The sequence below is a fragment of the Lutimonas saemankumensis genome, from assembly GCF_020171465.1.
GTDB lineage: Bacteria > Bacteroidota > Bacteroidia > Flavobacteriales > Flavobacteriaceae > Lutimonas > Lutimonas saemankumensis.
In genome coordinates, this window is record NZ_JAIUZR010000001.1 from 18014 (window position 1) to 41666 (window position 23653).

21 protein-coding genes are annotated in these 23653 nt (G+C 39.6%); 19 read left to right on the plus strand and 2 right to left on the minus strand.

All coding sequences use genetic code 11. The annotated features are described in order from the left end of the window. Positions 1-7: 7 nt before the first annotated feature. Both nifJ and LCM02_RS00105 read right to left on the minus strand, forming a co-directional pair. On the minus strand, positions 8-3538 hold the full coding sequence (nifJ, locus tag LCM02_RS00100) for a pyruvate:ferredoxin (flavodoxin) oxidoreductase (protein ID WP_224926271.1): 3531 nt from the start codon (positions 3536-3538) through the stop codon (positions 8-10). Between the two features lie 230 nt (positions 3539-3768). Beyond that, the gene (locus LCM02_RS00105; RefSeq protein WP_224926272.1) at positions 3769-4119 is read right to left on the minus strand and encodes a 4Fe-4S dicluster domain-containing protein; all 351 of its coding nucleotides are present in this window, start codon (positions 4117-4119) and stop codon (positions 3769-3771) included. Positions 4120-4349: 230 nt separating this feature from the next. Between LCM02_RS00105 and LCM02_RS00110 the strand changes: the two genes are divergently transcribed. The 19 genes from LCM02_RS00110 (at position 4350) to LCM02_RS00200 (ending at position 23650) form a co-directional block, all read left to right on the plus strand. Continuing rightward, on the plus strand, positions 4350-6215 hold the full coding sequence (locus LCM02_RS00110; RefSeq protein WP_224926273.1) for a 2-oxoacid:acceptor oxidoreductase subunit alpha: 1866 nt from the start codon (positions 4350-4352) through the stop codon (positions 6213-6215). A gap of 1 nt (position 6216) precedes the next feature. Beyond that, positions 6217-7230, plus strand: a complete 1014-nt coding sequence (locus LCM02_RS00115; RefSeq protein WP_224926274.1) for a 2-oxoacid:ferredoxin oxidoreductase subunit beta — start codon at positions 6217-6219, stop codon at positions 7228-7230. Positions 7231-7317: 87 nt separating this feature from the next. Next, a complete protein-coding gene (locus LCM02_RS00120) occupies positions 7318-7668 on the plus strand; it encodes an NADH-quinone oxidoreductase subunit A (protein WP_224926275.1) in 351 nt (116 codons plus the stop codon). After that, positions 7659-8258: an NADH-quinone oxidoreductase subunit B gene (locus tag LCM02_RS00125; RefSeq protein ID WP_224926276.1), complete on the plus strand. Its 600-nt coding sequence runs from the start codon at positions 7659-7661 to the stop codon at positions 8256-8258. The genes LCM02_RS00120 and LCM02_RS00125 overlap by 10 nt, the downstream gene beginning before the upstream one ends. A gap of 20 nt (positions 8259-8278) precedes the next feature. Next, positions 8279-8740, plus strand: a complete 462-nt coding sequence (locus tag LCM02_RS00130) for an NADH-quinone oxidoreductase subunit C (protein ID WP_224926277.1) — start codon at positions 8279-8281, stop codon at positions 8738-8740. Positions 8741-8748: 8 nt separating this feature from the next. Next, positions 8749-9870 carry an NADH-quinone oxidoreductase subunit D gene (locus LCM02_RS00135; protein ID WP_224926278.1) on the plus strand — a complete coding sequence of 374 codons (1122 nt, stop codon included), beginning with the start codon at positions 8749-8751 and terminating at the stop codon, positions 9868-9870. Between the two features lie 19 nt (positions 9871-9889). Further along, the gene (gene nuoH / locus LCM02_RS00140; protein ID WP_224926279.1) at positions 9890-10954 is read left to right on the plus strand and encodes an NADH-quinone oxidoreductase subunit NuoH; all 1065 of its coding nucleotides are present in this window, start codon (positions 9890-9892) and stop codon (positions 10952-10954) included. Between the two features lie 20 nt (positions 10955-10974). Beyond that, on the plus strand, positions 10975-11451 hold the full coding sequence (locus LCM02_RS00145) for a 4Fe-4S binding protein (RefSeq protein WP_224926280.1): 477 nt from the start codon (positions 10975-10977) through the stop codon (positions 11449-11451). A 4-nt stretch (positions 11452-11455) separates the two neighbouring features. Then, entirely contained in the window at positions 11456-11962 is a 507-nt protein-coding gene (locus LCM02_RS00150; RefSeq protein ID WP_224926281.1) for an NADH-quinone oxidoreductase subunit J family protein, read from the plus strand. A gap of 12 nt (positions 11963-11974) precedes the next feature. Next, positions 11975-12292, plus strand: a complete 318-nt coding sequence (nuoK, locus tag LCM02_RS00155; RefSeq protein ID WP_224926282.1) for an NADH-quinone oxidoreductase subunit NuoK — start codon at positions 11975-11977, stop codon at positions 12290-12292. A 20-nt stretch (positions 12293-12312) separates the two neighbouring features. Beyond that, positions 12313-14232 carry an NADH-quinone oxidoreductase subunit L gene (gene nuoL / locus LCM02_RS00160; RefSeq protein WP_224926283.1) on the plus strand — a complete coding sequence of 640 codons (1920 nt, stop codon included), beginning with the start codon at positions 12313-12315 and terminating at the stop codon, positions 14230-14232. A gap of 7 nt (positions 14233-14239) precedes the next feature. After that, positions 14240-15727, plus strand: coding sequence for a complex I subunit 4 family protein (locus LCM02_RS00165; protein WP_224926284.1), 1488 nt, complete (start codon positions 14240-14242; stop codon positions 15725-15727). Positions 15728-15803: 76 nt separating this feature from the next. Next, positions 15804-17219: an NADH-quinone oxidoreductase subunit N gene (locus LCM02_RS00170; protein WP_224926285.1), complete on the plus strand. Its 1416-nt coding sequence runs from the start codon at positions 15804-15806 to the stop codon at positions 17217-17219. 4 nt (positions 17220-17223) lie between these two features. Then, a complete protein-coding gene (locus tag LCM02_RS00175) occupies positions 17224-17550 on the plus strand; it encodes a hypothetical protein (protein WP_224926286.1) in 327 nt (108 codons plus the stop codon). A 225-nt stretch (positions 17551-17775) separates the two neighbouring features. Then, on the plus strand, positions 17776-18579 hold the full coding sequence (locus LCM02_RS00180) for a glycogen synthase (RefSeq protein WP_224926287.1): 804 nt from the start codon (positions 17776-17778) through the stop codon (positions 18577-18579). Further along, entirely contained in the window at positions 18579-19781 is a 1203-nt protein-coding gene (glgA, locus tag LCM02_RS00185) for a glycogen synthase (protein ID WP_224926288.1), read from the plus strand. Before LCM02_RS00180 ends, glgA begins: the two co-directional genes overlap by 1 nt. Next, on the plus strand, positions 19781-20434 hold the full coding sequence (locus LCM02_RS00190) for a glycogen synthase (protein WP_224926289.1): 654 nt from the start codon (positions 19781-19783) through the stop codon (positions 20432-20434). The genes glgA and LCM02_RS00190 overlap by 1 nt, the downstream gene beginning before the upstream one ends. Before the next feature lie 2 nt (positions 20435-20436). Further along, positions 20437-21702, plus strand: coding sequence for a glucose-1-phosphate adenylyltransferase (locus tag LCM02_RS00195; protein WP_224926290.1), 1266 nt, complete (start codon positions 20437-20439; stop codon positions 21700-21702). Positions 21703-21712: 10 nt separating this feature from the next. After that, positions 21713-23650, plus strand: coding sequence for an alpha-1,4-glucan--maltose-1-phosphate maltosyltransferase (locus LCM02_RS00200; protein ID WP_224926291.1), 1938 nt, complete (start codon positions 21713-21715; stop codon positions 23648-23650). Positions 23651-23653: the final 3 nt, after the last annotated feature.

The following is a 23653-nucleotide window of genomic DNA, read 5'->3' on the forward strand; positions in this document are numbered from 1 at the left end:
TTATAGATTAAAGGCTTTTAAACAATTCCAAACGCTCCCATTTAGAATCTACCTCTTCCTGAGCTTCATTCAGTAATTCAGAAGCCAGCTCCGCATTCTCTTTTACAACCCTTGTAAAACGAGATTCATTGTACATGAATTCTTCTAAAGGAGCAGAGGGTTCTTTTGAATCAAGTCTGAACTTTTTGCCTTTTGGTTTAGAAGGATCAAATCTGAATAATGGCCAGTATCCCGTATCAACTGCTTTTGCCTGTTGAGTTGCTCCATGTTTCAGGTCATACCCGTGCTCACCGCAGTGTGAATAGGCAACGATCAATGATGGTCCGTTGTATTCAGCTGCTTCTTTAATAGCTTTCAGGGTCTGAACATCTTTAGCTCCCATTGCAATTTGAGCAACATAAACGTTTCCGTAAGAAATTGCCTGCATTGAAAGACTCTTTTTAGGAGTTTTCTTACCTGCAATTGAGAACTTGGCACTTGCACCGATAGGAGTCGCTTTAGAAGTCTGGCCTCCGGTGTTGGAATAAACTTCCGTATCCATCACAAGTATATTGATGTTTTCACCTGAGGCGAGAACGTGGTCTACACCGCCGTAACCTATGTCATAGGCCCAACCGTCTCCACCAAATATCCATACGGCTTTCTTGCGCAGATATTCAGTCAACTGATTCAGTTTTTTAGCCTCTTCATTATTGTCAAGGATATCTAAAGTTTTTTTCAATCTGTCAATATCCTCAAACTTCTTGGCTTTCTCTTTTTCGTCCGATTCAGGGTTGTTCAAGATAGCACTTACCAGTTCGCTACCAACGAGTAGTTCAAGAGATTTTAGAAGATTCACTGCAATTTCCTGTTTTTTGGTCAGGGCAAGTTGCATACCTAATCCAAATTCAGCGTTGTCTTCAAACAGTGAGTTTGCCCAGGCCGGCCCTCTTCCAAATTCATTGGTTCTGTAAGGCGTTGTTGGCAGGTTACCACCATAAATTGAACTACATCCCGTTGCATTGGCAATCATCATGCTGTCACCATATAATTGGGTAATCAGCTTGATATAAGGAGTTTCACCACATCCTGAGCAAGCACCTGAATATTCAAATAATGGCTGAAGGAATTGTGCTCCTTTTACGTTGGAAGTACTCAATTCAGTTCTGTCGTAATCAGGAAGATTGATAAAGTAATCCCAGTTGAGGTTTTCAACGGTGTCATGATCGAGCTTTTTACGCATATTAATCGATTTGAAATCAGGGATTTCCTTGCTTTCTGCAGGACAGACTTCAACACAAAGATCACAACCTGTACAATCTTCAGGTGAGACCTGAAGTACGTAAGCATCCTCTTTGCCAAATGGTCGACCCTTGGCAGGAACACTTTTCATTGTCAATGGCGCTTCGAACAATTCTTCCTTCGGAACAACTTTGGCTCGGATCGCTGCATGAGGACAGATGGCGACACACTTGTTACATTGTGTACACAGGTTCTCATCATCCCAGATTGGAATAAAGTGAGCAATACCACTTTTTTCATATTGAGTTGTTCCGGTTGGGAAAGTTCCGTCAACAGGGAAGGCACTTACAGGAAGTTCGTCTCCGCGTCCACCAAGTATGGTTTCAAGCACCTCGGAAACAAATCCATCCGGCGCATTGGTCATTGCCGACACGAATTGCTTCTTACTCGTTACTTTTTTCGGATATTCCACTTTTTGAAGGTTTTCAAGAGACTTATCTACCGCCTCGAAGTTCATCTGAACTACTTTCTCACCTTTATGCGAGTAAGACTTGACGATAGCATCCTTGATTTTCTGAATGGCTTCATCTTTTGGAAGTATACCTGAAATGGCAAAGAAACACGTTTGCAATACAGTGTTGGTTCTTTTTCCAAGTTTTGCATCCTGAGCCACTTTTGAGGCATCTATGATATAGAAATTCACTTCGTGTTCGATCAAATGCTTCTGCATCTTTTCAGGAAGCTTGTCCCATATTTCATCTTTTGAGTAAGGCGAGTTCAGCAAGAAAGTACCTCCTTGTTTTAAATCGTCAATCATATCATATTTTTCAATGAAATTGAATTGATGACTTGCGATGAAATCGGCTTTTTCGATAAGATACGTAGAATGAATTGGTTCAGGGCCAAATCTTAGATGCGAAATTGTCTGTGCACCCGCTTTTTTAGAGTCATAAACAAAATATCCCTGTACAAAATTGTTTGTGGTTTCACCAATAATCTTGATCGAGTTCTTGTTACCACCTACCGTACCATCAGAACCTAATCCATAGAACATACAGTTAAAAGTGGATCTCTTTAGTTCAAAGGTAGGATCAGCCATCAGGCTGGTATGAGTTACATCGTCAATAATACCTACTGTGAAATGATTTTTAGGATTTTCTTTTAAAAGTTCATCGTAAATACCTTTCACCATTTTTGGAGTAAATTCTTTGGAAGAAAGACCATATCTACCTCCCACGATTGAAGGAATAGTTTCTGAACTCTCCATATATGCGCTTAACACATCCATGTAAAGAGGTTCTCCTATACTTCCTGGTTCTTTCGTTCTGTCAAGAACAGCAATTTTCTTGACTGTTTTTGGCATTTTTTCAATGAAATCGGCAACAGAGAAAGGTCTGTAAAGTCTTACAAACAGTGCTCCCACCTTTTCACCATCAGCAACCATTTTTTCAAGAGATTCGTAAACTGGTCCTTCTCCGGATCCCATGATCACTGTTACTCTTTCAGCTTCAGGATGCCCTACATAATTGAACAGGTCATATCTTCTTCCAGTATGATCGTAAAATTCATCCATCACTTCCTGAACGATTCCAGGTACAGCTGCATAATAGTTGTTCGCCGCTTCTCTGGCCTGGAAGAAAACATCGGGGTTCTGAGAGGTTCCCCTGATAACCGGATTATCCGGGTCAAGCGAATTCTTTTTGTGGGCCATGATCTTATCTTCTGGCATCATTGCCTTGATAATATCATCAGGAATAGAGTCAATTTTAGAGATTTCATGAGAAGTTCTGAATCCGTCAAAAATGTTCATAAACGGAACCCTCGATCTTAAGGTAGCCACCTGCGAAATCAAGGCGAAATCCTGAGCTTCCTGAACCGATCCGGCAAATAGCATTGAAAACCCGGTCTGTCTTGCAGACATCACATCACTGTGATCTCCAAAAATTGACAAGGCATGGGTCGCAACAGTTCTCGCTGCAACATGTATAACGGTAGGAAGTAATTCTCCTGCCATTTTATACATATTGGGGATCATTAGCAATAACCCCTGAGAAGCTGTAAATGTCGTTGTAAGTGCTCCGGCCTGAAGTGATCCGTGTACTGCTCCAGCTGCTCCACCTTCACTCTGCATTTCAACAATCCTTGGAATGTTGTTCCAGATATTCTTCTGTTCCTTTGCACTGAAAAGATCAACGTGCTCCCCCATAGGAGAAGCCGGAGTGATCGGATAGATGGCACATACTTCATTTGTTTTATGTGCTACTCTGGCGACGGCCTCATTTGCATCACATATAATTTTATCAAATTGTTTTTTCATTTTAAAGAAAGTTTATAAGTATGAGATAAGTTTATAAATGTCTAATTCATTCAAGATGACATATCTAATTCATTGTGTAAAATTATGGCTATAAAAACACTTAAATTATGATATAAGTCATAGGGCCCTGTGTAAGTGGAGTAAAGGGGGTAACACTTGTTACCGAAATGCATAAAAAAAAAGAGTATTTGGCAACAAATACTCTTTTGAAATTGTTTTGCGAATATTAACTACTCACCATGAAGCCAGGCTTTTTTCTCTAATAAGGCCTCTTCAGTTTCAACATTATCTTCATCAGGAACACAACAATCCACCGGGCATACCGAAGCACATTGAGGTTCTTCGTGAAATCCTTTACATTCAGTACATTTATCAGTTACAATATAATAGAATTCATCGCTGATTGCTTCGTTTTCAGCATCGGCATCTACAGTTCTGCCGTCTGGCGTTGTAACCTCTCCGGTAAGTGAAGTTTCATCAGAGTATGACCATTCACTATCTGGTTCATATATCGCGTTATTTGGACATTCTGCCACGCAAGCATCACAATTGATACATTCGTCTGTTATAATTATAGCCATTTTTATTTGTTTTAAAATTCTTCAACAAAGTTACAGAATTAAAATTTGAATAATTTCAGCTTATTTGAAATTTAGAATTATTCCAAATAAGAGAGTGTCAGGTCTTTAATTGTAATAAAAATTACAGATTGATAAATGTCATGTTCTGATTGAATTGAGCTCGTTACTTTTAGCTGCCAAATGACAAGAGTAATCTAAATTTTACTAAATTTATAAAAAATATATTCGCAATGACTGTTAATAAAATGGATACTGCACAGCAAGAGGTAGAATCTTTAAGTGCTGTGGTCATAAGATTTGTCGGGGATTCAGGAGATGGAATGCAACTCACTGGAACTCAATTCACTGATACTTCGGCCATGTTTGGTAATGACGTGGCGACTTTTCCTAATTATCCCGCCGAAATCAGAGCTCCTCAGGGAAGTCTCTACGGAGTTTCGGGTTATCAGGTTCATATTGGAAGCATTGAAGTCAGTACCCCGGGGGATGACCTTGATTTGTTGGTGGCCATGAATCCGGCAGGATTGAAAACCAATCTTCACGCCTTAAAGCCGGGACATACGGTAATTATCGACATCGACTCTTTTTCAAAAAAGAATTTACAGAAAGCAGAATATGATTCAAATCCTCTTGAAGATGGTTCCCTGGAGAATTATCGCGTAATTGAAGTCAATATGACGTCTATGACAAAAGAGGCGCTCAAGGATATGGGTCTTGATAATAAGAGTATTACCAGAAGTAAGAATATGTTTGCCTTGGGAATGGTATACTGGATGTACGACCGTGATATGAATCACACCTTGAACTTTTTTGAACAGAAATTTAAGTATAAGCCATTGATTGCCCAGGCAAATGCCAAAGTTTTAAAAGCTGGTTATTTCTATGCTGAAACCCTGGAGCTGATACCAAATGCGTACAAAATATTGCCTTCGGAAATGCCTAAAGGTACTTACAGAATACTTAATGGCAATACAGCTACTGCCTGGGGTTTCCTCGCAGCTGCAGAAAAATCAGGATTAGAGTTATTTTTGGGCTCATATCCCATCACACCAGCCACAGATATTCTTCATGAATTGGTGAAGCATAAGAACTTTGGGGTAAAAGCGTTTCAGGCTGAAGATGAAATTGCCGGAGTTACTTCGGCTATTGGGGCCTCATTTGCCGGTGATCTTGCGATAACAACAACCTCCGGGCCGGGACTTGCCTTAAAGGGTGAAGCCATTGGTCTGGCAATGATGACGGAATTACCTTTGGTAGTTGTAAATGTTCAGCGCGGAGGGCCATCAACAGGTTTGCCAACTAAAACTGAGCAGTCGGATCTGTTACAGGCGCTTTACGGAAGAAACGGTGAATCCCCGGTTATAGTAATCGCCGCAAGTACACCTGCCAACTGTTTTGACTACGCATTTGAAGCGGCCAAATTGACTTTGGAACACATGACTCCTGTTATTTTACTCACTGATGGCTATATTGCCAATGGCTCAGAACCCTGGCGCATAAAATCGATCAAAGATATGCCAGAAATAAAGACTCATGTTATTGATGAGAGATCAGAAACCTGGCATCCATATGATCGTGACAATGATACCCTGTCGAGAAACTGGGCGATTCCCGGAACTCCGGGTCTTGAACACAGAGTGGGAGGTCTTGAAAAAGATAAAATTACAGGAAATGTTTCTTATGTTCCAGATAATCATCAATACATGACCGATATAAGGGCAGAAAAAGTTAAACGGGTTGAAAACTTTATTCCTGATCTTGAAGCTGAATATAATGAGGAAGGAGATTTGTTGCTGATTGGCTGGGGAGGTACCTATGGAAGTTTACATTCTGCAGTTAGAAAACTTGACGCAAAAGGCTATAAAGTTGGGCACGCACATTTTCATTATCTGAACCCTTTCCCAAAGAATACTACTGAGGTATTGTCTAAATTCAAAAAAATTATTGTCTGTGAATTGAATAAGGGGCAGCTTTCCAAAGTATTGAAGTCAAGGTTCCCTGAATTTGAGTATATCCAGTACAATAAGGTAATGGGCTTGCCATTTTCAGTAACCGATCTGGTTGCAAAAGCGAAAAATATAATTAAAGAAAATTGATATGCAAGATACTGTAGAAAAAAAATATACTTTCAAGGATTTTGCCAGTGACCAGGAGGTCAGATGGTGCCCTGGTTGCGATGATTACGTGATTCTTAGATCGATGCAGAAGGCTTTGCCGGAGATGGGGGTTAAAAAGGAAGATGTGGTTTTTATTTCGGGTATAGGATGCTCTTCAAGGTTTCCTTACTACATTGATTCTTATGGGATGCACAGTATTCACGGACGTGCAGCCGCAATATCAAGTGGTGTTAAACTGGCTAATCCGGATCTGAGTGTCTGGATGATCACGGGTGATGGAGACAGCCTGGCTATAGGTGGAAATCATTTTATTCATGTTCTGAGAAGGAACCTGGACCTAAATATAATTTTGTTCAACAATGAAATATACGGATTGACCAAAGGGCAGTTTTCGCCTACTTCTCTTATCGGACAGAAGACGAAATCCTCTCCTTATGGAAACACACAGCCTCCTTTTCATCCGGGAGAATTAGCCCTTGGAGCCCAGGCAAGATTTTTTGCCAGGCTTGGAGGTAACAGCCCAAAGGAAATGACGGCTCTTTTTGTGGAAGCCGAAAAATTCAAAGGGACTTCACTGATCGAAATCCTTCAGAACTGTGTTATTTTCAACGATGGCTGTTTTACACAGTTTACCGATAAAAAGATCAAAGAGGATAAACAGATTTTCCTAGAACATGGTAAACCTATGGTTTTTGGAAAAGAACGGGACAAGGGTTTGATATTGAACGGATTAAAACTTGAGGTTGTCACGATTGGTGAAAATGGTGTAACTGAGGAAGATATTCTGGTTCACGATGCTAAATGTGAAGATAATACGCTTCATCAGATGCTGGTTAAACTTCAATATCCTTTGGCAACGGGAATAATCAGGAGTTATGAAGACTCGACTTTTGAAGAACGGGAAGCCGAAATCAACGAAAAAGTATTGTCAAAGTCAGTTTTTTCAAAAGTTGATGATTTATTTTTCTCGGGAGAAACCTATGAAGTGAAATAATATAAATTATTGTTTAAAGGGTGACAATGGTCATCCTTTTTTTTTAAAACGCAGAATACATTTGTGTACTAATTAAGAAAATCAATTATGGGGTACGAAGCGATTTTAGTATTTTTTATTGCGGGCGTGTTTTTGGTAGTGCTTGCGAATTTCTTATCAAATCTGATTTCTCATAAATCCGAGAATCCAGCAAAAAAAGAACCTTATGAATGTGGAATTGAAACAATAGGACCAACTTGGGTACAATTCAAGGTGGGGTATTATTTATTCGCCATCCTTTTTTTATTGTTTGATATTGAGATTGCATTTTTGGTGCCTTGGGCAGTGGTTTTTAAAGAAATAGGAACGGTTGCCCTTGTTGAAATACTGATATTCTTGTTCATTCTGGGATTGGGCTTGGCGTACGCATGGAAAAAAAGAGCATTAAAATGGGAGTAGAAAAGAAAAGATATTTAAGTCAGTTAGAAGCCGAAGGATTAAAAGAGGTTGTTCCGGATAGTTTTCCTGGAAAAGTAATCCCGGCAGGAAATGGAGCCAATATTGTGGTTACCACGCTGGATTCTGTTGTGAACTGGGGTCGATCCAATTCTTTGTGGCCCTTATATTTTGGTACCAGTTGTTGTGCCATAGAGATGATGCAGACAGGAGCTCCGAAGCACGATTTCTCACGTTTTGGCTTTGAAGTAGCAAGACCCTCTGCCCGACAAGCTGATCTGATCATCATTGCCGGAACCATAGTAAATAAAATGGGGCCTGTTTTAAGAAGATTGTACGATCAAATGGCCGAGCCTAAATATGTTATTGCCATGGGGGCATGTGCCATTTCAGGGGGGCCATTCTACTATAATTCATATTCTGTCATTAAAGGTGCGGATCATGTAATACCCGTGGATGTTTATGTACCGGGGTGCCCGCCCAGGCCAGAATCCTTATTGGAAGGGATGATCATGTTACAAGATAAAATAAAGAACGAGAACATGAAGCATAAGACCAATCCCATTGACGGTTTTGACGAAGGAAATATTTAGCATCTAAGCATAGAGATACCATGAAAAACGAAGAACTACAACATATTATTGATGGCTTGGGGGAAAATCTGGAATTCACAGAAGAAGGATCAGAATATTTAACGCTGACGGTTCCTAAGGAACAACTTCACGCGGTTTGCCGTAAGTTAAAATCAGATCCCAAACTAAAATTTGATTTTGCTTTTTGTATCACAGGGATGGACTGGGGTAAAGAGTTAGGTGTAATTTATCACCTGGAATCTACAGAGCTTAAACACGCTATTGTGGTAAAAGTGAAAACTGAAGACAGGGAGAATCCAACACTTGATTCTGTTTGTGATATTTGGAGGACAGCCGAATTTCACGAAATGGAAGTCTATGATTTTTTTGGTATAACATTCAATAATCATCCAAATTTAAAACGGCTTTTCTTAACACCGGACTGGGATGGCTGGCCATTGAGAAAAGATTATGAAGATGAAACCAATATGATTATTAAATAGGGATTTATATGGCCAATCAAGACTTAAAAACCAAAATTAAAACGGAAGAATATTTCGTTAATATGGGGCCTCAGCACCCGGCAGCTCATGGTGTTTTACGTTTGTTATTAACCATTGACGGAGAGATAATCAAAAATGTTGAGCCCGATCTGGGATATATACATCGCTCTATCGAAAAAATGTGCGAAAGGGATAGTTATCAGCAAATCGTTCATCTCACAGACAGGATGGATTATTTGTCTTCTCACATCAATAATGAGGCTGTTTGCCTGGCGGTAGAAAAAGGACTTGAAATAGAAGTTTCTGACCGTGTCAAAGTGATTCGTACCATTCTGGGTGAACTTACCCGAATCGCATCTCATTGTTTATGGTGGGGCGTAATGGGAATGGACCTCGGAGCATTAACTACCTATTTCTATGCTTTTAGGGATCGCGAGATGATCAACGATATTTTTGAAGAAACCTGTGGTGCCAGGCTGACTATGAACTACAATGTTCCTGGTGGACTCATGTTTGATATTCATCCGAATTTTGTCAATCGAACCAAAGAGTTTATCAAGCATTTTAAAACTAAAATTCCTGAATACGATCGTCTGCTGACTGGAAATGTAATTTTTCAGAAAAGAACAAAAGGAGTAGGGATTCTCACTAAAGAGGATGCTATTTCATTTGGTGTGACGGGCCCGGTTGCAAGAGGTTCTGGTTTTTCAAGTGATGTGAGAATACATCATCCTTACAGCGCCTATGACCGCGTAGAATTTAAGGAAGCCTTATTAACAGAAGGAGATACTTTCGCGAGATATAAAGTAAGAATAATGGAAATGTGGGAGTCCATGTCAATTATTGAGCAATTGATCGATAATATTCCGGAAGGAGAAACCAAAACGACAACAAAAGCAGTAATCAAATTACCAAAAGGTGAATTTTACCAACGCGTTGAAACGGCAAGAGGGGAATTAGGGGTTTATATAAACAGCACCGGAACCAAAAATCCATACAGGCTAAAATTCCGCTCACCGGGATTTTCGAATTTGTCCGTTTTAAACCATATTTCAAAAGGAAGTAAAATAGCCGATTTGGTAGCTACTATGGCTTCCTTTGATTTTGTAATTCCAGATATAGACCGCTAATAAGACTAATTTTTTAATGATGAATTTAACATTAAGCATAACAAAAACAATAGGTGATTGGATTTACTCGATCATGCCTGAAAGTGCTGCTACGGTTACAATTTGGGTTTTAATTGCAGCAGCTTATCTCGCTCTATTTGCGGTAGCAGGATTGTATTTAGTATTGTTAGAACGCAAAGTGGCCGCTTGGTTTCAGCTGAGGTTAGGGCCAAACAGAGTAGGGCCCGGAGGAATGTTTCAAACTATGGCAGATGCCTTAAAACTGGTTTCCAAAGAATTGACAAGTACGGAAAGAGTGGACATTTTTTTGTTCAATTTAGCTCCTTTTTTTGTAATTGTTTCTGCATTAATAGCGATTAGCGTTTTACCTTTTTCAAGACAATTTCAGGCCTTTGATATCAATATAGGTGTGTTCTTTTTATTGGCAGTTTCTTCTATAGGTGTGATTGGGATTTTATTGGGAGGATGGGCCAGTAACAATAAGTTTGCCTTGATAGGTGCCATGCGAAGCGGATTACAGACGATTAGTTATGAATTGTCCGTTGGGCTGTCCATCTTAACTATGGTATTGTTGACAGGAACATTGCAACTGTCTGAAATCATTGAAATACAAAGAACCGGGGGCTGGTTGATCGTACAGGGACATATTCCTGCAATTATTGCCTTTATGATTTTTATGATAGCAGGAACAGCAGAAACCAATAGAGCACCTTTTGATTTGGTAGAAGCAGAGTCTGAATTAGGGGCAGGTTTCCACACCGAATATTCAGGGATGAAATTTGCCTATTTCTTTTTAGCGGAATTTATCAATATGTTTATTATTGCCTCCATAGCTGTGGTATTATTTTTTGGAGGATGGTTATCTCCCTTTGGAATCACCGATGATATTACATGGTTCCCTGAATCGATCTGGTTTTTGATTAAAGTACTGATCATTATCTTTTTGATGATGTGGTTCAGGTGGACTTTCCCTAGATTGAGGGTAGATCAGTTATTAACCCTGGAATGGAAGTATTTATTGCCAATAAACTTGGTAAATATCGTAATAATGGCAATTGTAATTTGGTTGAATTGGATAATTTAATAAATGATTAAAGAACGATAATGAGTTACTTTTCAGATATATATCACGGAATAAAAACCTTATTCACAGGAATGAGTGTTACCGGTGGATATTTTATTCGCGCTCGAAAGGGCAGTATAACACAACAATATCCGGATAACAGAGATAGTTTAAAAATGTTCGATCGGTTTCGAGGAGAAGTTGTAATGCCTCATGATGAAAATAATGAACACCATTGTACCGGATGTCAGAAATGTGAAATAGCCTGTCCTAATGGTACCATTGAGATCGTCTGGGACAGACAGGTAGATCCGGCAACCGGAAAAAAGAAAAAAATGATCGATAAGCATATTTACCATTTATCTATGTGTACCATGTGCGGTTTATGTATCGAAGCTTGCCCAACCGATGCCATTGTCTGGGCCCAGAATTATGAAAATTCTGTATATGACAGAAGCGCCCTAACTAAAGTATTGAATCAACCTGGCTCTAAGGTAAAAGCAGGAATAGAAGATTAATAGTATGGAAAGAATTGTATTTTATATTATTGCTTTGATCATGATCGTTTTCGCGATTAAAGCGGTTTCAAGTAGAAAAATGCTAAGAGCAGTGATTTACCTTTTATTCGTTTTGATAGGAATTGCAGGTATCTATTTTCTGGTTGATTATGCCTTTATGGCTGCTATTCAATTGGCCGTTTATGGAGGTGGGGTGATCGTTTTGATCATTTTTTCTGTATTGCTGGTGCATCACATTGAGCTCAGGCTCGAAGTTTCAAAAATGTCTCAGCGGATATTTGCAGGTTTACTCAGTGTGCTGGGACTTTCGGTTACTTTATATGCCCTATTTTCCTATGAGTTTCAGTCGGTTGAAAATTACCGGGCTGTTGAGATAGCTGAAATTGGTAGAGGAATGTTGAGTTATGGCCCCGGAGGATTTATCCTTCCTTTTGAGGTGATCAGTGTATTGTTGGTTGCCGTAATGATAGGTGCCATTGTAATTGCAAAAGGTAAACGTTTAGAACAATAAAATTAGAACCTAATGATACAGGGAATTAGCATATATGAGATCTTGACCTTGACTTCCATACTTTTTTTTGTCGGGGTTTACGGATTTTTAACAAGAAAGAATTTGATCACGATGTTGTTATCAATTGAGCTGATACTGAATGCCTCGGCCATCAACTTTGTTGTGATCAACACTTATTTGTTTCCGGAAAATCTTCAGGGGGTATTCTTTTCGGTTTTTATAGTTGCCATAGCGGCGGCGGAAACGGCACTTGCCGTTGCGATCGTCATCAACTTGTATAAACTGATAACATCGGTCGAAGTCAAGGATACAGAAATAATGAAATTTTGAATCAGTGAAATAATCTAATTATGGATTTTAGTTATACGATTTTAATTCCGCTTATCCCTTTAGCAGTATTCCTTTTGCTGGGGATCAATTACAACCGCATCAAACCTGCCGTGTCCGGGTGGATTGGTTCTTTAGGACTTCTTGCAACCTTGGTTTTATCTTATTATACGGCTTATCAGTATTTCTTTGTAGCAGGCCAGCTGGATGGGGTTTATCAGTCATTCACGCATCAATGGAGATGGATGACTTTTAACGAATCGCTCTATATTGATATGGGAGTTCTCATTGACCAGATATCAGTAATGATGCTTATTGTAGTGTCGACAATTTCGTTTATGGTTCATCTATACAGTAGAGGCTATATGAAAGGAGATCCGGGTTACACAAAGTTTTTTGCTTACCTGTCTCTGTTCACGTTTTCCATGATGGGTCTGGTACTGGCAGTCAATTTATTTCAGATCTATATATTCTGGGAACTTGTGGGAGTATCATCATTTTTACTGATCGGTTATTATTACACAAAACCTTCAGCCGTCTCCGCGGCAAAAAAAGCTTTTATAGTGACGCGATTTGCTGATCTCGGATTTTTGATCGGGATATTGATTATTGGTTATTATGGAGGATCTTTTGATTTTGCTATATTAAATGATCTGGATGGCAGCGTAATAGCAAATTGGGCATCTCTTTCTTTTATGGGGCTTTCCGTTATTACCTGGGGGCTATTACTGATTTTTATTGGAGGTGCCGGGAAATCAGCCATGTTTCCATTGCACATCTGGTTACCTGATGCCATGGAAGGGCCAACACCGGTATCGGCTCTGATACATGCTGCAACCATGGTTGTGGCGGGGGTATATCTGGTTGCCCGACTGTTTCCGCTATTCTATTTTGTGGAAGGCGGATATGCATTAAACGTTGTAGCCTGGGTTGGGGCTTTCTCTGCACTTTTTGCGGCAATCATAGCGCTAACACAAAACGATATAAAAAGGGTTCTGGCTTTTTCAACCATGTCTCAGATAGGTTATATGATGCTAGCCCTTGGTGTTTCCGGTTATTCAGGTCATGACGGGTTAGGTTATATGGCTTCCATGTTCCACCTGTTCACTCATGCCATGTTTAAAGGCCTTCTCTTCCTAGGCGCCGGTTCAATAATCCATGCCATTCACAGCAATAATTTACAGGAGATGGGAGGCCTGAGGAAATACATGCCGATTACCCATATCACTTTTTTAATAGCTGCCTTATCAATTGCAGGATTTCCGGGATTTGCAGGTTTTTTCAGTAAAGATGAAATTCTGGTAGCCGCCTTTGAGCATAATCGACTCATCTATGTCATAGGTGTTCTTGTAGCCGGCCTTACCGCTTTTTACATGTTCAGATTGTATTTTGGAATTTTCTGGGGACCGAACAGGCAATACAAACACGCGCCTCATGAGTCTCCTGTTTCCATGACCGGGCCCATGATATTTTTGGCCTTCATGAGTGTTGCCGCAGGTTATGTGCATTTTAGCGAGTATGTTACTGCCGACAGGCAGCCCTTCGAGGCCCACCTGAATTATCCGCTTGCTGCAATAGCCGTGAGTGTGGGACTTTTTGGGATTATTCTGGCTTATTTGTTTTACAAAAAGCCAAGTAGTTTGCCCGATAAAACAGCAAAATCTTTTGGGCAATTGTACAAATGGGCGTTTGACAAGTTTTATTTTGATGAACTGTATTTATTTGTAACCAAACAGATCATCTTTAAGAGGATTTCTGCTCCATTTGCCTGGTTTGACAAGAATGTAGTGGACGGAACCATGAATCTTATCGGAAATTCCACAGTATCGGGCTCGGAAAAAATCAAGAAAATTCAATCAGGACGGGTTCAGGATTATGCTTTTGCATTTATTGCAGGTGCCGTTATTCTGGCCATGATATTTATTTATAAATGGATTATTTAGTAATAGGATGGATATACTAAGCTTATTTGTTGTCGTACCGGTCATAACTATTTTGGTTTTGATATTTTCAAAGAATTTGAAACAATCCAGAGTGATCGCCGCTGTTGGAATGATGGTACAATTTTTAATGTCATTGAACCTGATATATGCCTATGTTCAGGAAAGAAAAGTGAATGACGATATCATGGTTTTCATGAAAGATTATATGTGGTTTGAAAGGTTTAATATCCATTATACCATAGGGGTAGACGGGATATCTGTTGCCATGATCGTACTGGCCTCCATTGTGGTGCTGGCAGGTGTTTTTATTTCCTGGAAAATGGAAGATTTGCATAAAGAGTTTTTTATTGCACTAATTGTATTGGCAACCGGGGTATTTGGATTTTTTATCTCAATAGACCTGTTTACCATGTTCCTGTTCTATGAAATTGCTGTGATTCCGATGTTTTTACTTATTGGGATCTGGGGTTCCGGACCAAAGGAATATTCAGCCATGAAACTTACACTGATGCTTATGGGAGCCTCCGCTCTTTTACTGGTCGGAATTTTAGGGATCTATTTTAATTCTAATCCGGAAGGTGGAGCATTAACGTATAATATTCTTGAAATAGCTCAGGTCAATATTCCTTATGAAGCTCAAAATCTTTTTTTTCCATTAACTTTTATCGGATTTGCGGTTTTAGGTGCCCTGTTTCCTTTCCATACCTGGTCTCCTGACGGTCACGCTTCGGCTCCAACGGCTGTATCTATGTTGCACGCTGGCGTATTGATGAAACTTGGTGGATATGGCGTATTTCGTGTAGCTATGTACCTCCTACCTGCAGGAGCAATTTCCTGGTCAAACTTTTTTATTGTTTTATCAGTGATAGGTGTTTTTTATGGTGCCCTGGCAGCCATTAAACAAACCGATTTAAAATATATCAATGCGTACTCCTCTGTAAGTCACTTGGGAATGGTATTATTTGCCCTGCTGATGGTCAACAAAACCGCATGGAACGGAGCAATTTTGCAATCTTTATCCCATGGGTTTATGACAGCTTTATTTTTTGCTTTGATTGGAATGATCTATGGTAGGACGCATACGCGTGACGTGAGAAAAATGAGTGGTCTTTTAAAAGTAATCCCCTTTATTTCAGCCATGTATGTAATTGCAGGCCTGGCTTCTCTTGGATTGCCGGGATTCAGCGGTTTTATGGCAGAAATGCAAATATTTGTGGGTGCATTTGAGCATCCTGATATGTTCCACAGGGTGGCAACAATAATTACAGTTTCCGCAATTGTAGTGACAGCGGTTTATATTTTACGCGTTGTTGGGATGATGTTGATGGGCCCCGTAAAAAATGAAGAGTTTAACCAGTTTGAAAAGGCAACCTGGTATGAAAGGGTAGGGGTCATCCTCTTGCTCATTCCTATTGTTTTTATGGGTGTCACTCCTATCTGGTTGAGCGACATGATCAGAGAGAGTTTAACCCCGTTTATTGAGCGACTGGTTTAAAAATTGGTTTTTGCCTCAGAAGTTGAGGTGATTGATAAAAAGGATAATAATTAGAATACAAGTAATAATTGAAGATATGGATTTAGGAGGGTTTTTATTAATGAGACAAGAGCTGATCTTGCTGGCAGTACTCCTGCTTCTTGTGATTATGGAAATTTTCATGAGCAATAAACAAACACTGGTTAATGTGGGGATAGGATTGTTTGGCCTTCATACAGTGATTGGGTTCATGCACCTGGATGACGGGTCTTTATTTGGAGGAATGTTTCATACAACACAACTGATTCATCTTTTTAAAAATGTATTGAATGTTGGGGTGCTGATCATATTGTTACAGTCTTCGGGATGGATAAAAGAGGTACTGGTTAAAGAACATAAATCAACCGAGTTTTTTATGATGATGTTTTCATCCTTACTCGGAATGTATTTTATGATTTCTTCGGGTGATTTCCTCATGTTTTATCTGGGTCTGGAGCTTTCTGCGCTCCCTATTGCGGCACTGGTGGCATTTGAGACCAATAAAAGGGTTTCTGCAGAGGCCGGTATCAAATTTATATTGTCATCCGCGTTGGCTTCAGGAACTTCGGTTTTTGGAGTATCATTGATCTATGCTACAACAGGAAGCATATATTTTGCAGAAATAGTCTCGCTTTTAACCTATTCAAATCTAAGTCTGCTCGGGTTCATATTTTTCTTTTCTGGGCTCGCTTTTAAAATTTCTCTTGTACCCTTCCATTTCTGGACAGCGGATGTTTATCAGGGAGCACCCATTGGGGTTACTTCCTATTTATCAGTAATTTCAAAAGGATCGGCCGTTTTGATTTTGATGATTATCGTTTTCACGGTGATGAAGCCATTTGATATAATAAGCACCAATTTGCTCTACATGGTCTCCATAGCCACCATGTTCATAGGTAACCTATTTGCTTTGAGGCAGCAGAATATGAAACGATTTCTTGCTTTTTCATCGATAGCCCAGGCAGGGTTTATTTTGTTGGGAATGCTGTCAAATGATCAGCTGGGGGTATCTACTGTTGTTTACTTTGTTTCTATTTATGTATTTACCAATCTGGCTGCATTTGGTGTTATTCAGGCCATTTCATCTCAAACCGGAAAAGAAAACATGAGTGATTACGAAGGCCTTTACAGAACAAATCCAAAACTGAGCCTGGTGATGATGCTGGCACTTTTCTCTCTGGCAGGAATTCCTCCTGTTGCAGGATTTTTTGGAAAGTTCTTTTTATTCACTGCTGCGGCCAGTCAGGGAATGTACCTGCTTGTGTTTATAGCCGTTGTGAATGTAACCATCTCGTTATACTATTATTTATTGGTAGTAAGGGCCATTTTTCTCAGAAAAAGCGATACGCCAATACCCTATTTCAAAAGTAGTGTAAGTATGAAACTGGGTATTTTGATAGCGGTTGTTGGTGTCCTCTTTATAGGTGTTTACAGCCCGGTGTATGATTATATTTATCAACTAAGTATTTTTTAAACTTATGGCTTTAGAAGGAAAACATATGTTTGGTGCAATTGGTGATACTCGGGTCACCTTTGTCGAGAAAAAAATTGACCAGGATCGAATGGAATTTTTGAAGAAACTTCTTGAAGTTAATGATTTCGAGGTCCTAGTTCAAGAAGAAAAACGAAAAAGTGAAGAGGAACCACAGCTTTACACCATCGGAGTTACTGATATGGTATTTAACCCTACTGTATATGTTTTTCAAAGGCGTTTAAAAACACTTGATGGAAACCATATTGTGAATCAGGAATACTGGAATCAATTATCTGAGGATACCAAGCCGCAGTACTGGAAAAATTCTTGACATTCACGATTTTTTGAATGGATTTATTGATACAATTAAGAATCAATGATTTCTATACTTAATTGATTGATTTTTGAAAAAATTATTCTTGAATCTTTAAGTGGTATTTATATTCGGAGACAATATTTTTAGAATACCATAATTATTTATATATTAAAAAATTCAAACTAATAATGTTATACCGTTGTTTATCAGTGGTATAACTTTTTTTGTCAGTTAATTATTATGGAAATTCTACACGTAAGCGCCGAGTGTTTCCCTGTAGCCAAGGTTGGTGGGTTAGCAGATGTCCTGGGGGCATTGCCAAAATATCAGAATAAAAATGGTGTTGACTCAAAGGTAATTATGCCATTTTATGACAATGAGTTTAAAGATTCAAATGATTTCAATTCAATATTTCAGGCTCATTTGAAGCTTGGAAAGCTGCATTATGACTTTGAGATTTTAACCCCTGTTGAACCATTGGATTTTCCGGTTTTTCTGGTTGATATCCATGGGTTGTTTGACAGGCCTAAAGTGTATTCCTATGAAGATGACGTGGAACGTTTTCTTGCTTTCCAACTTGCTGTTCTGGAATGGGTGCTCAGTCTTGAAGAGAAACCAGACATCATTCATGCCCATGACCATCAGACCGGTTTTTTGGCTTTTTTAATGTCCCATGGCAGAGCATATAAGTCATTAAAGGAAATTCCAACTGTTTTTACCATTCACAATGCCCAATATCAGGGTCAGTTTGGCTATGATAAATTGAGGTATTTTCCTGAATTTGACCTGAAGAAGATGGGTATAATTGACTGGGATGGTTCCATAAACCCTTTGGCCACAGCCATAAAATGTTCCTGGAGGGTAACCACTGTTTCGAAAGGATATCTCGAGGAATTAAAATCAAATGCGAATGGTCTGGAAAAACTTATAAGCGATGAGAGTGAAAAGTTTTCCGGGATCCTCAATGGTATCGACACAGAGCTTTGGAACCCTGAACTGGATTCCAACCTGGTGAAAAATTATTCAATAAAAGCCACAAAATAATGAAAGCACTTTTTTTTACAAGAGAATTTCCACCATATGTTTACGGCGGAGCCGGAGTTCATGTTGAATACCTAGCGGGAGAACTGGCAAAATTGATGGAGATGGATGTGCGATGTTTTGGGGATCAGGATGAGAAGGATGGAAATTTATCTGTTAAAGGTTTCCCTTATGACAATGTGGTTTTTGACGGATCCAATGATAAACTGAAAGCGGTTTTTAAAACATTGAGTACCTGCATACATATGAATGCCGAAGAGATCGATGCGGATGTAGTTCATTGTCACACCTGGTATGCACAGTTTGCCGGTATTGTGGCCAAACTCTGTTATGGAATACCTCTTGTTATAACAACACATTCTCTCGAACCCCTGAGGCCATGGAAAAGGGAACAGTTGGGGCGAGGTTATGACGCCTCTTCATGGGTTGAAAAAACGGCTATTGAAATGGCCGATGCCATAATCGCTGTTTCAGAAGAAACCAAGGTGGATGTTTTAAAGAATTTTAATGTAGATCCGGATAAAGTTAAGGTTATTTACAATGGGATTAATCTTCAGGAATATGTAGTTACCCAAACGGATAAGACCTTGGTGAAATATGGAGTTGATACAAGTAAACCATTTGTGTTGTTCGTGGGTCGGATTACCAGGCAAAAAGGGATTATCCATCTGGTCAATGCCATTAAATATATTGATCCTGATACTCAGGTGGTATTATGTGCCGGGGCCCCGGATACGCCAGAGATCGCAAAGGAAATGGAGGATAGTGTAAACGAGGTTAAAAGAGAAAGGGATAATGTCATCTGGATCGATGTCATGTTGGAAAAAGAGGAGGTCATTGAATTGTATTCTCATGCAGATGTGTTTTGCTGCCCTTCAATTTATGAGCCTTTTGGAATTATTAATATTGAGGCTATGGCATGTGAAACAGCTGTTGTAGCAAGTGCGGTAGGAGGAATTAAGGAGGTAGTTGTTGATGGGGAAACTGGTATATTGGTTTCTTTAGAGCAACAGGATGTGGCGCCTTTTGAACCGGTTGATCCGGATAAGTTTTCAAGAGATATGGCGGCTGGAATCAACAAACTGATCAATGATAAGGAGCTGGCCAGGGATATGGCCCTTAAGGGAAGAAAGAGAGTGGAAGATTATTTTGACTGGATCGCTATTGCAAAACAAGTGGAAGGATTGTACAAATCATTACTGTAATGAAGGATAAGCCACTGAGCTCATCTGTTGTTGGAACTGATCTCACATCAGGGAAGGAGGTAAATAAGGTTGACTTATGCAGGAGGTTTTCTCTGGACCCTAAAAAACCATTGTTTTCGTTTATCGGACGGCTGGTGGTTGAAAAGGGGGCTGATTTACTGCCGGGAATTGTGTACAAAGCTTTGCTCCGGAAGGATATAAGCATTTTAATCTTAGGTGAGGGAAAAGCAGAAATCTCCGCCGAATTAAGTTCATTGACTGTTCATTTTAAATCAGATTTAGCTTGTATTACAGGTTTTGATGAGGTTCTTGCGCATCAAATATATGCAGGGTCCGATTTTCTTTTAATGCCTTCAAGAACAGAACCCTGCGGTTTGAATCAAATGTACGCCATGAGATATGGTACCATACCCATTGTGAGAAGAACAGGAGGACTGAACGATACAGTAAAGGATATTGGAGACGATGGTTTTGGAATATGTCATGTTCAGGCTTCTGTCAAAGATGTAACGGATTCAATTTACAGAGCCATAGAATTGTATGTAAACAAGAAAAAACTGCTTGAAATAAGAAAAAAATGTATGCGAATTGATCATTCATGGAATAATTCAGCGCTAGAATATTTAAATTTATACAAATCTTTAACCCATTAAATATGTTCACTAAAAAAGTTTTAGGAATTATCCTCGGAGGAGGACAGGGATCTCGACTTTACCCCCTTACAGAAAGTCGTTCAAAACCTGCTGTACCGATAGCGGGTAAATACAGATTGGTCGATATTCCAATTTCGAATTGTATCAACTCAGAGATCAAACGAATGTATGTGTTGACACAGTTTAATTCTGCCTCCCTCAACAGACATATAAAGAATACCTATCATTTTAGTTTTTTCAGCCAGGCATTTGTGGATGTTCTGGCCGCTGAACAAACCCCTATGAGCGATACCTGGTTTCAGGGTACCGCGGATGCCGTCAGGCAAAGTATGCATCATTTCCTAAGACATGAATTTGAATATGCTTTGATTTTATCAGGAGACCAGTTGTATCAGATGGATTATAACCTGATGGTGGAGCAACACATAAAAAGTAAAGCGAAGATTTCAATAGCTACAATTCCTGTAAATGCAAAAGAGGCCACTTCGTTCGGGATTCTTAAATCTGATGAAAAAAACAAAATAACCTCTTTTATTGAAAAACCCGATTCAAGTTTACTTCCAGACTGGACTTCGGAGGTTAGTGACGATATGAAGGCAGCCGGACGTAATTATCTCGCATCCATGGGAATCTACATCTTTAACAGGGATTTACTGATCGAGTTGATGAATGATCCCGACACCAACGATTTTGGAAAAGAAATTATTCCACAGTCCATCGATAAGCACAAGGTGGTCAGCTATCAATACGAAGGGTACTGGACCGATATAGGAAATATAGATTCCTTTTTTGAAGCAAATCTGGGATTGACGGATGATATTCCAGCCTTTGATCTTTACGATCGAAACAAACGAATCTATACCAGAGCAAGAATGCTTCCCACTTCAAAAATTTCAGGAACGACTTTGAACAGGAGCGTAATTGGAGAGGGATGTATCGTCCATGCTGCAAAAATTGACAGGTCGGTCATTGGAATACGTTCCAGAATTGGAAACGAATCCACCGTGATCAACACCTACATGATGGGTAATGACTGGTATGAGACCCTGGATGATATTGAAAAGAAAAAAACCCAGATTTTGATGGGTATTGGAGAACGATGTTTTATAAAGAATGCAATTATTGACAAAAATTGTCGTATCGGAGATGATGTGAGGATTAATGGAGGGCCTCATCAAAAAGACAGAGAAACTGAAACGTACTGTGTTAAAGATGGAATTGTCGTAATAAAGAAAGGAGCTGTCATTGAAAAAGGATATGTAATTTAGAATTATTGACATGCAAAAGCAGCAAAGAGTAGTAATTGACCGTGTGTCTCCTCAAATTAACGGTGGAGCTTATTACATAAAAAGAGTTGTGGGCCAGTTGGTGCATGTTTCGGCAGATGTGCTTGCTGACGGACATGATGTACTGGGGGTTTCCATACTTTACAAGCATCAAGGTGACAGAAGGTGGAAAGAGGCAAGGATGCATCCCGGACATAATGATGAATGGTTTGGTTCCTTCAAAGTTGAGAAACAAGGCTATTATTCCTACAAAATTGAAGGCTGGGTAGATTACGCCCTAAACTGGCAACATGGGATCAGCAGAAAGATTCAAGACGGGCAGCATGTAAGTTCAGAGTTATCTGAAGGGATCCTTTATCTCAAAGAGGTTGTAAAAAAGTCGAATGCTGATGAAAAGAAGTATCTAAGGGGTCTTATTTCATTGTTTGGTAACGAAAGCGATTATAAAGAAGCCATTATAGAATCTGAATCGAAAAGGCTCAAAGAAATTTTCGAAAAGTATCCGGCAAAAATATTGGTAAATTCCTCTGAGGAACTCCCTGTTTATGTGGATCGGAAAAAAGCGCTGTTTAGTACCTGGTACGAATTCTTCCCAAGATCTTCCTCAAAAGAAGAGAACAGGCATGGAACCTTCAAGGAATGTATTCCGCTGCTTGGCAGGGTAGCTGAGATGGGTTTTGACACCCTTTATTTCCCTCCCATTCATCCCATAGGGGAAGTCAATCGGAAGGGAAAAAATAATACAACCGATGCCTTGGAAGGAGATGTAGGGTCTTGTTGGGGAATTGGTTCCAAATTTGGAGGTCATAAGGATATTCACCCGGAGTTGGGGAGTGTGGATGATTTTAAGGAATTAATCAAGGAAGCAGATGCACTTGGAGTTGAAATTGCGATGGACTATGCGCTGCAGGCTGCCCCTGATCATCCTTGGGTTAAGGATCATCCATCCTGGTTCAAATGGAGGCCTGACGGAACTGTTCAATATGCTGAGAACCCCCCAAAGAAGTATCAGGACATACTGCCTATTTATTTTGAATCTGACGACTTTAAAGGATTGTGGAAGGAGTGCCTGGATATTTTATTTTACTGGATCGATTGCGGTATAAAAATATTCAGGGTTGACAATCCGCATACCAAACCGTTTTATTTTTGGAACTGGATCATTAATGAGGTCAAAAAAAAATATCCCGATGTTATTTTTCTCGCTGAAGCCTTTACAAGGCCTAAAATAATGCAGCAACTGGCTAAGCAGGGCTATTCCCAATCGTATACCTATTTTACCTGGCGTGACAATAAGCATGAATTGATCAGCTATCTTGAAGAACTGACCAAGACGGAACAAAGGGAATATATGAGGCCTAATTTCTGGCCCAACACCCCGGATATTAATCCTTATCATTTACAGGGAGCCAATGAGTCCAAACATATTCAGCGCTATGTCCTTGCGGCAACTTTGAGCTCTAATTTAGGGATTTACGGACCGGTTTTTGAACAAATGATCAGTGCACCTTTACCCGGTAGAGAGGAATATTTGGACTCTGAGAAATTTCAAGTCCAGCATTATGACTGGTCAGTTGAAAACTGGTTGATAAAACTTATATCAGGGATCAACCAGGCCAGAAAAGACCACGAGGCGCTGCAACAAACAAATAATATTAAATTCTGTCATATTGATAATGATCAAATAATTGCCTTTTACAAATGGAACGATGAGAGAACCAGTGAGGTATTTGTTGTGGTCAGTTTAGATCATCATCACGCCCAGCGGGGAACGGTTCAACTTCCGACCCAGGACCTTGGAATTGGCCATGATCAGGATTTGCAGATCAGAGATATTGTACCAGATGTAAGCTATACATGGAAAGGAGAATGGAATTTTGTTGAATTACATCCAAACATGCCTTTTCATATTTTTGAAATAATTAAGTAAATC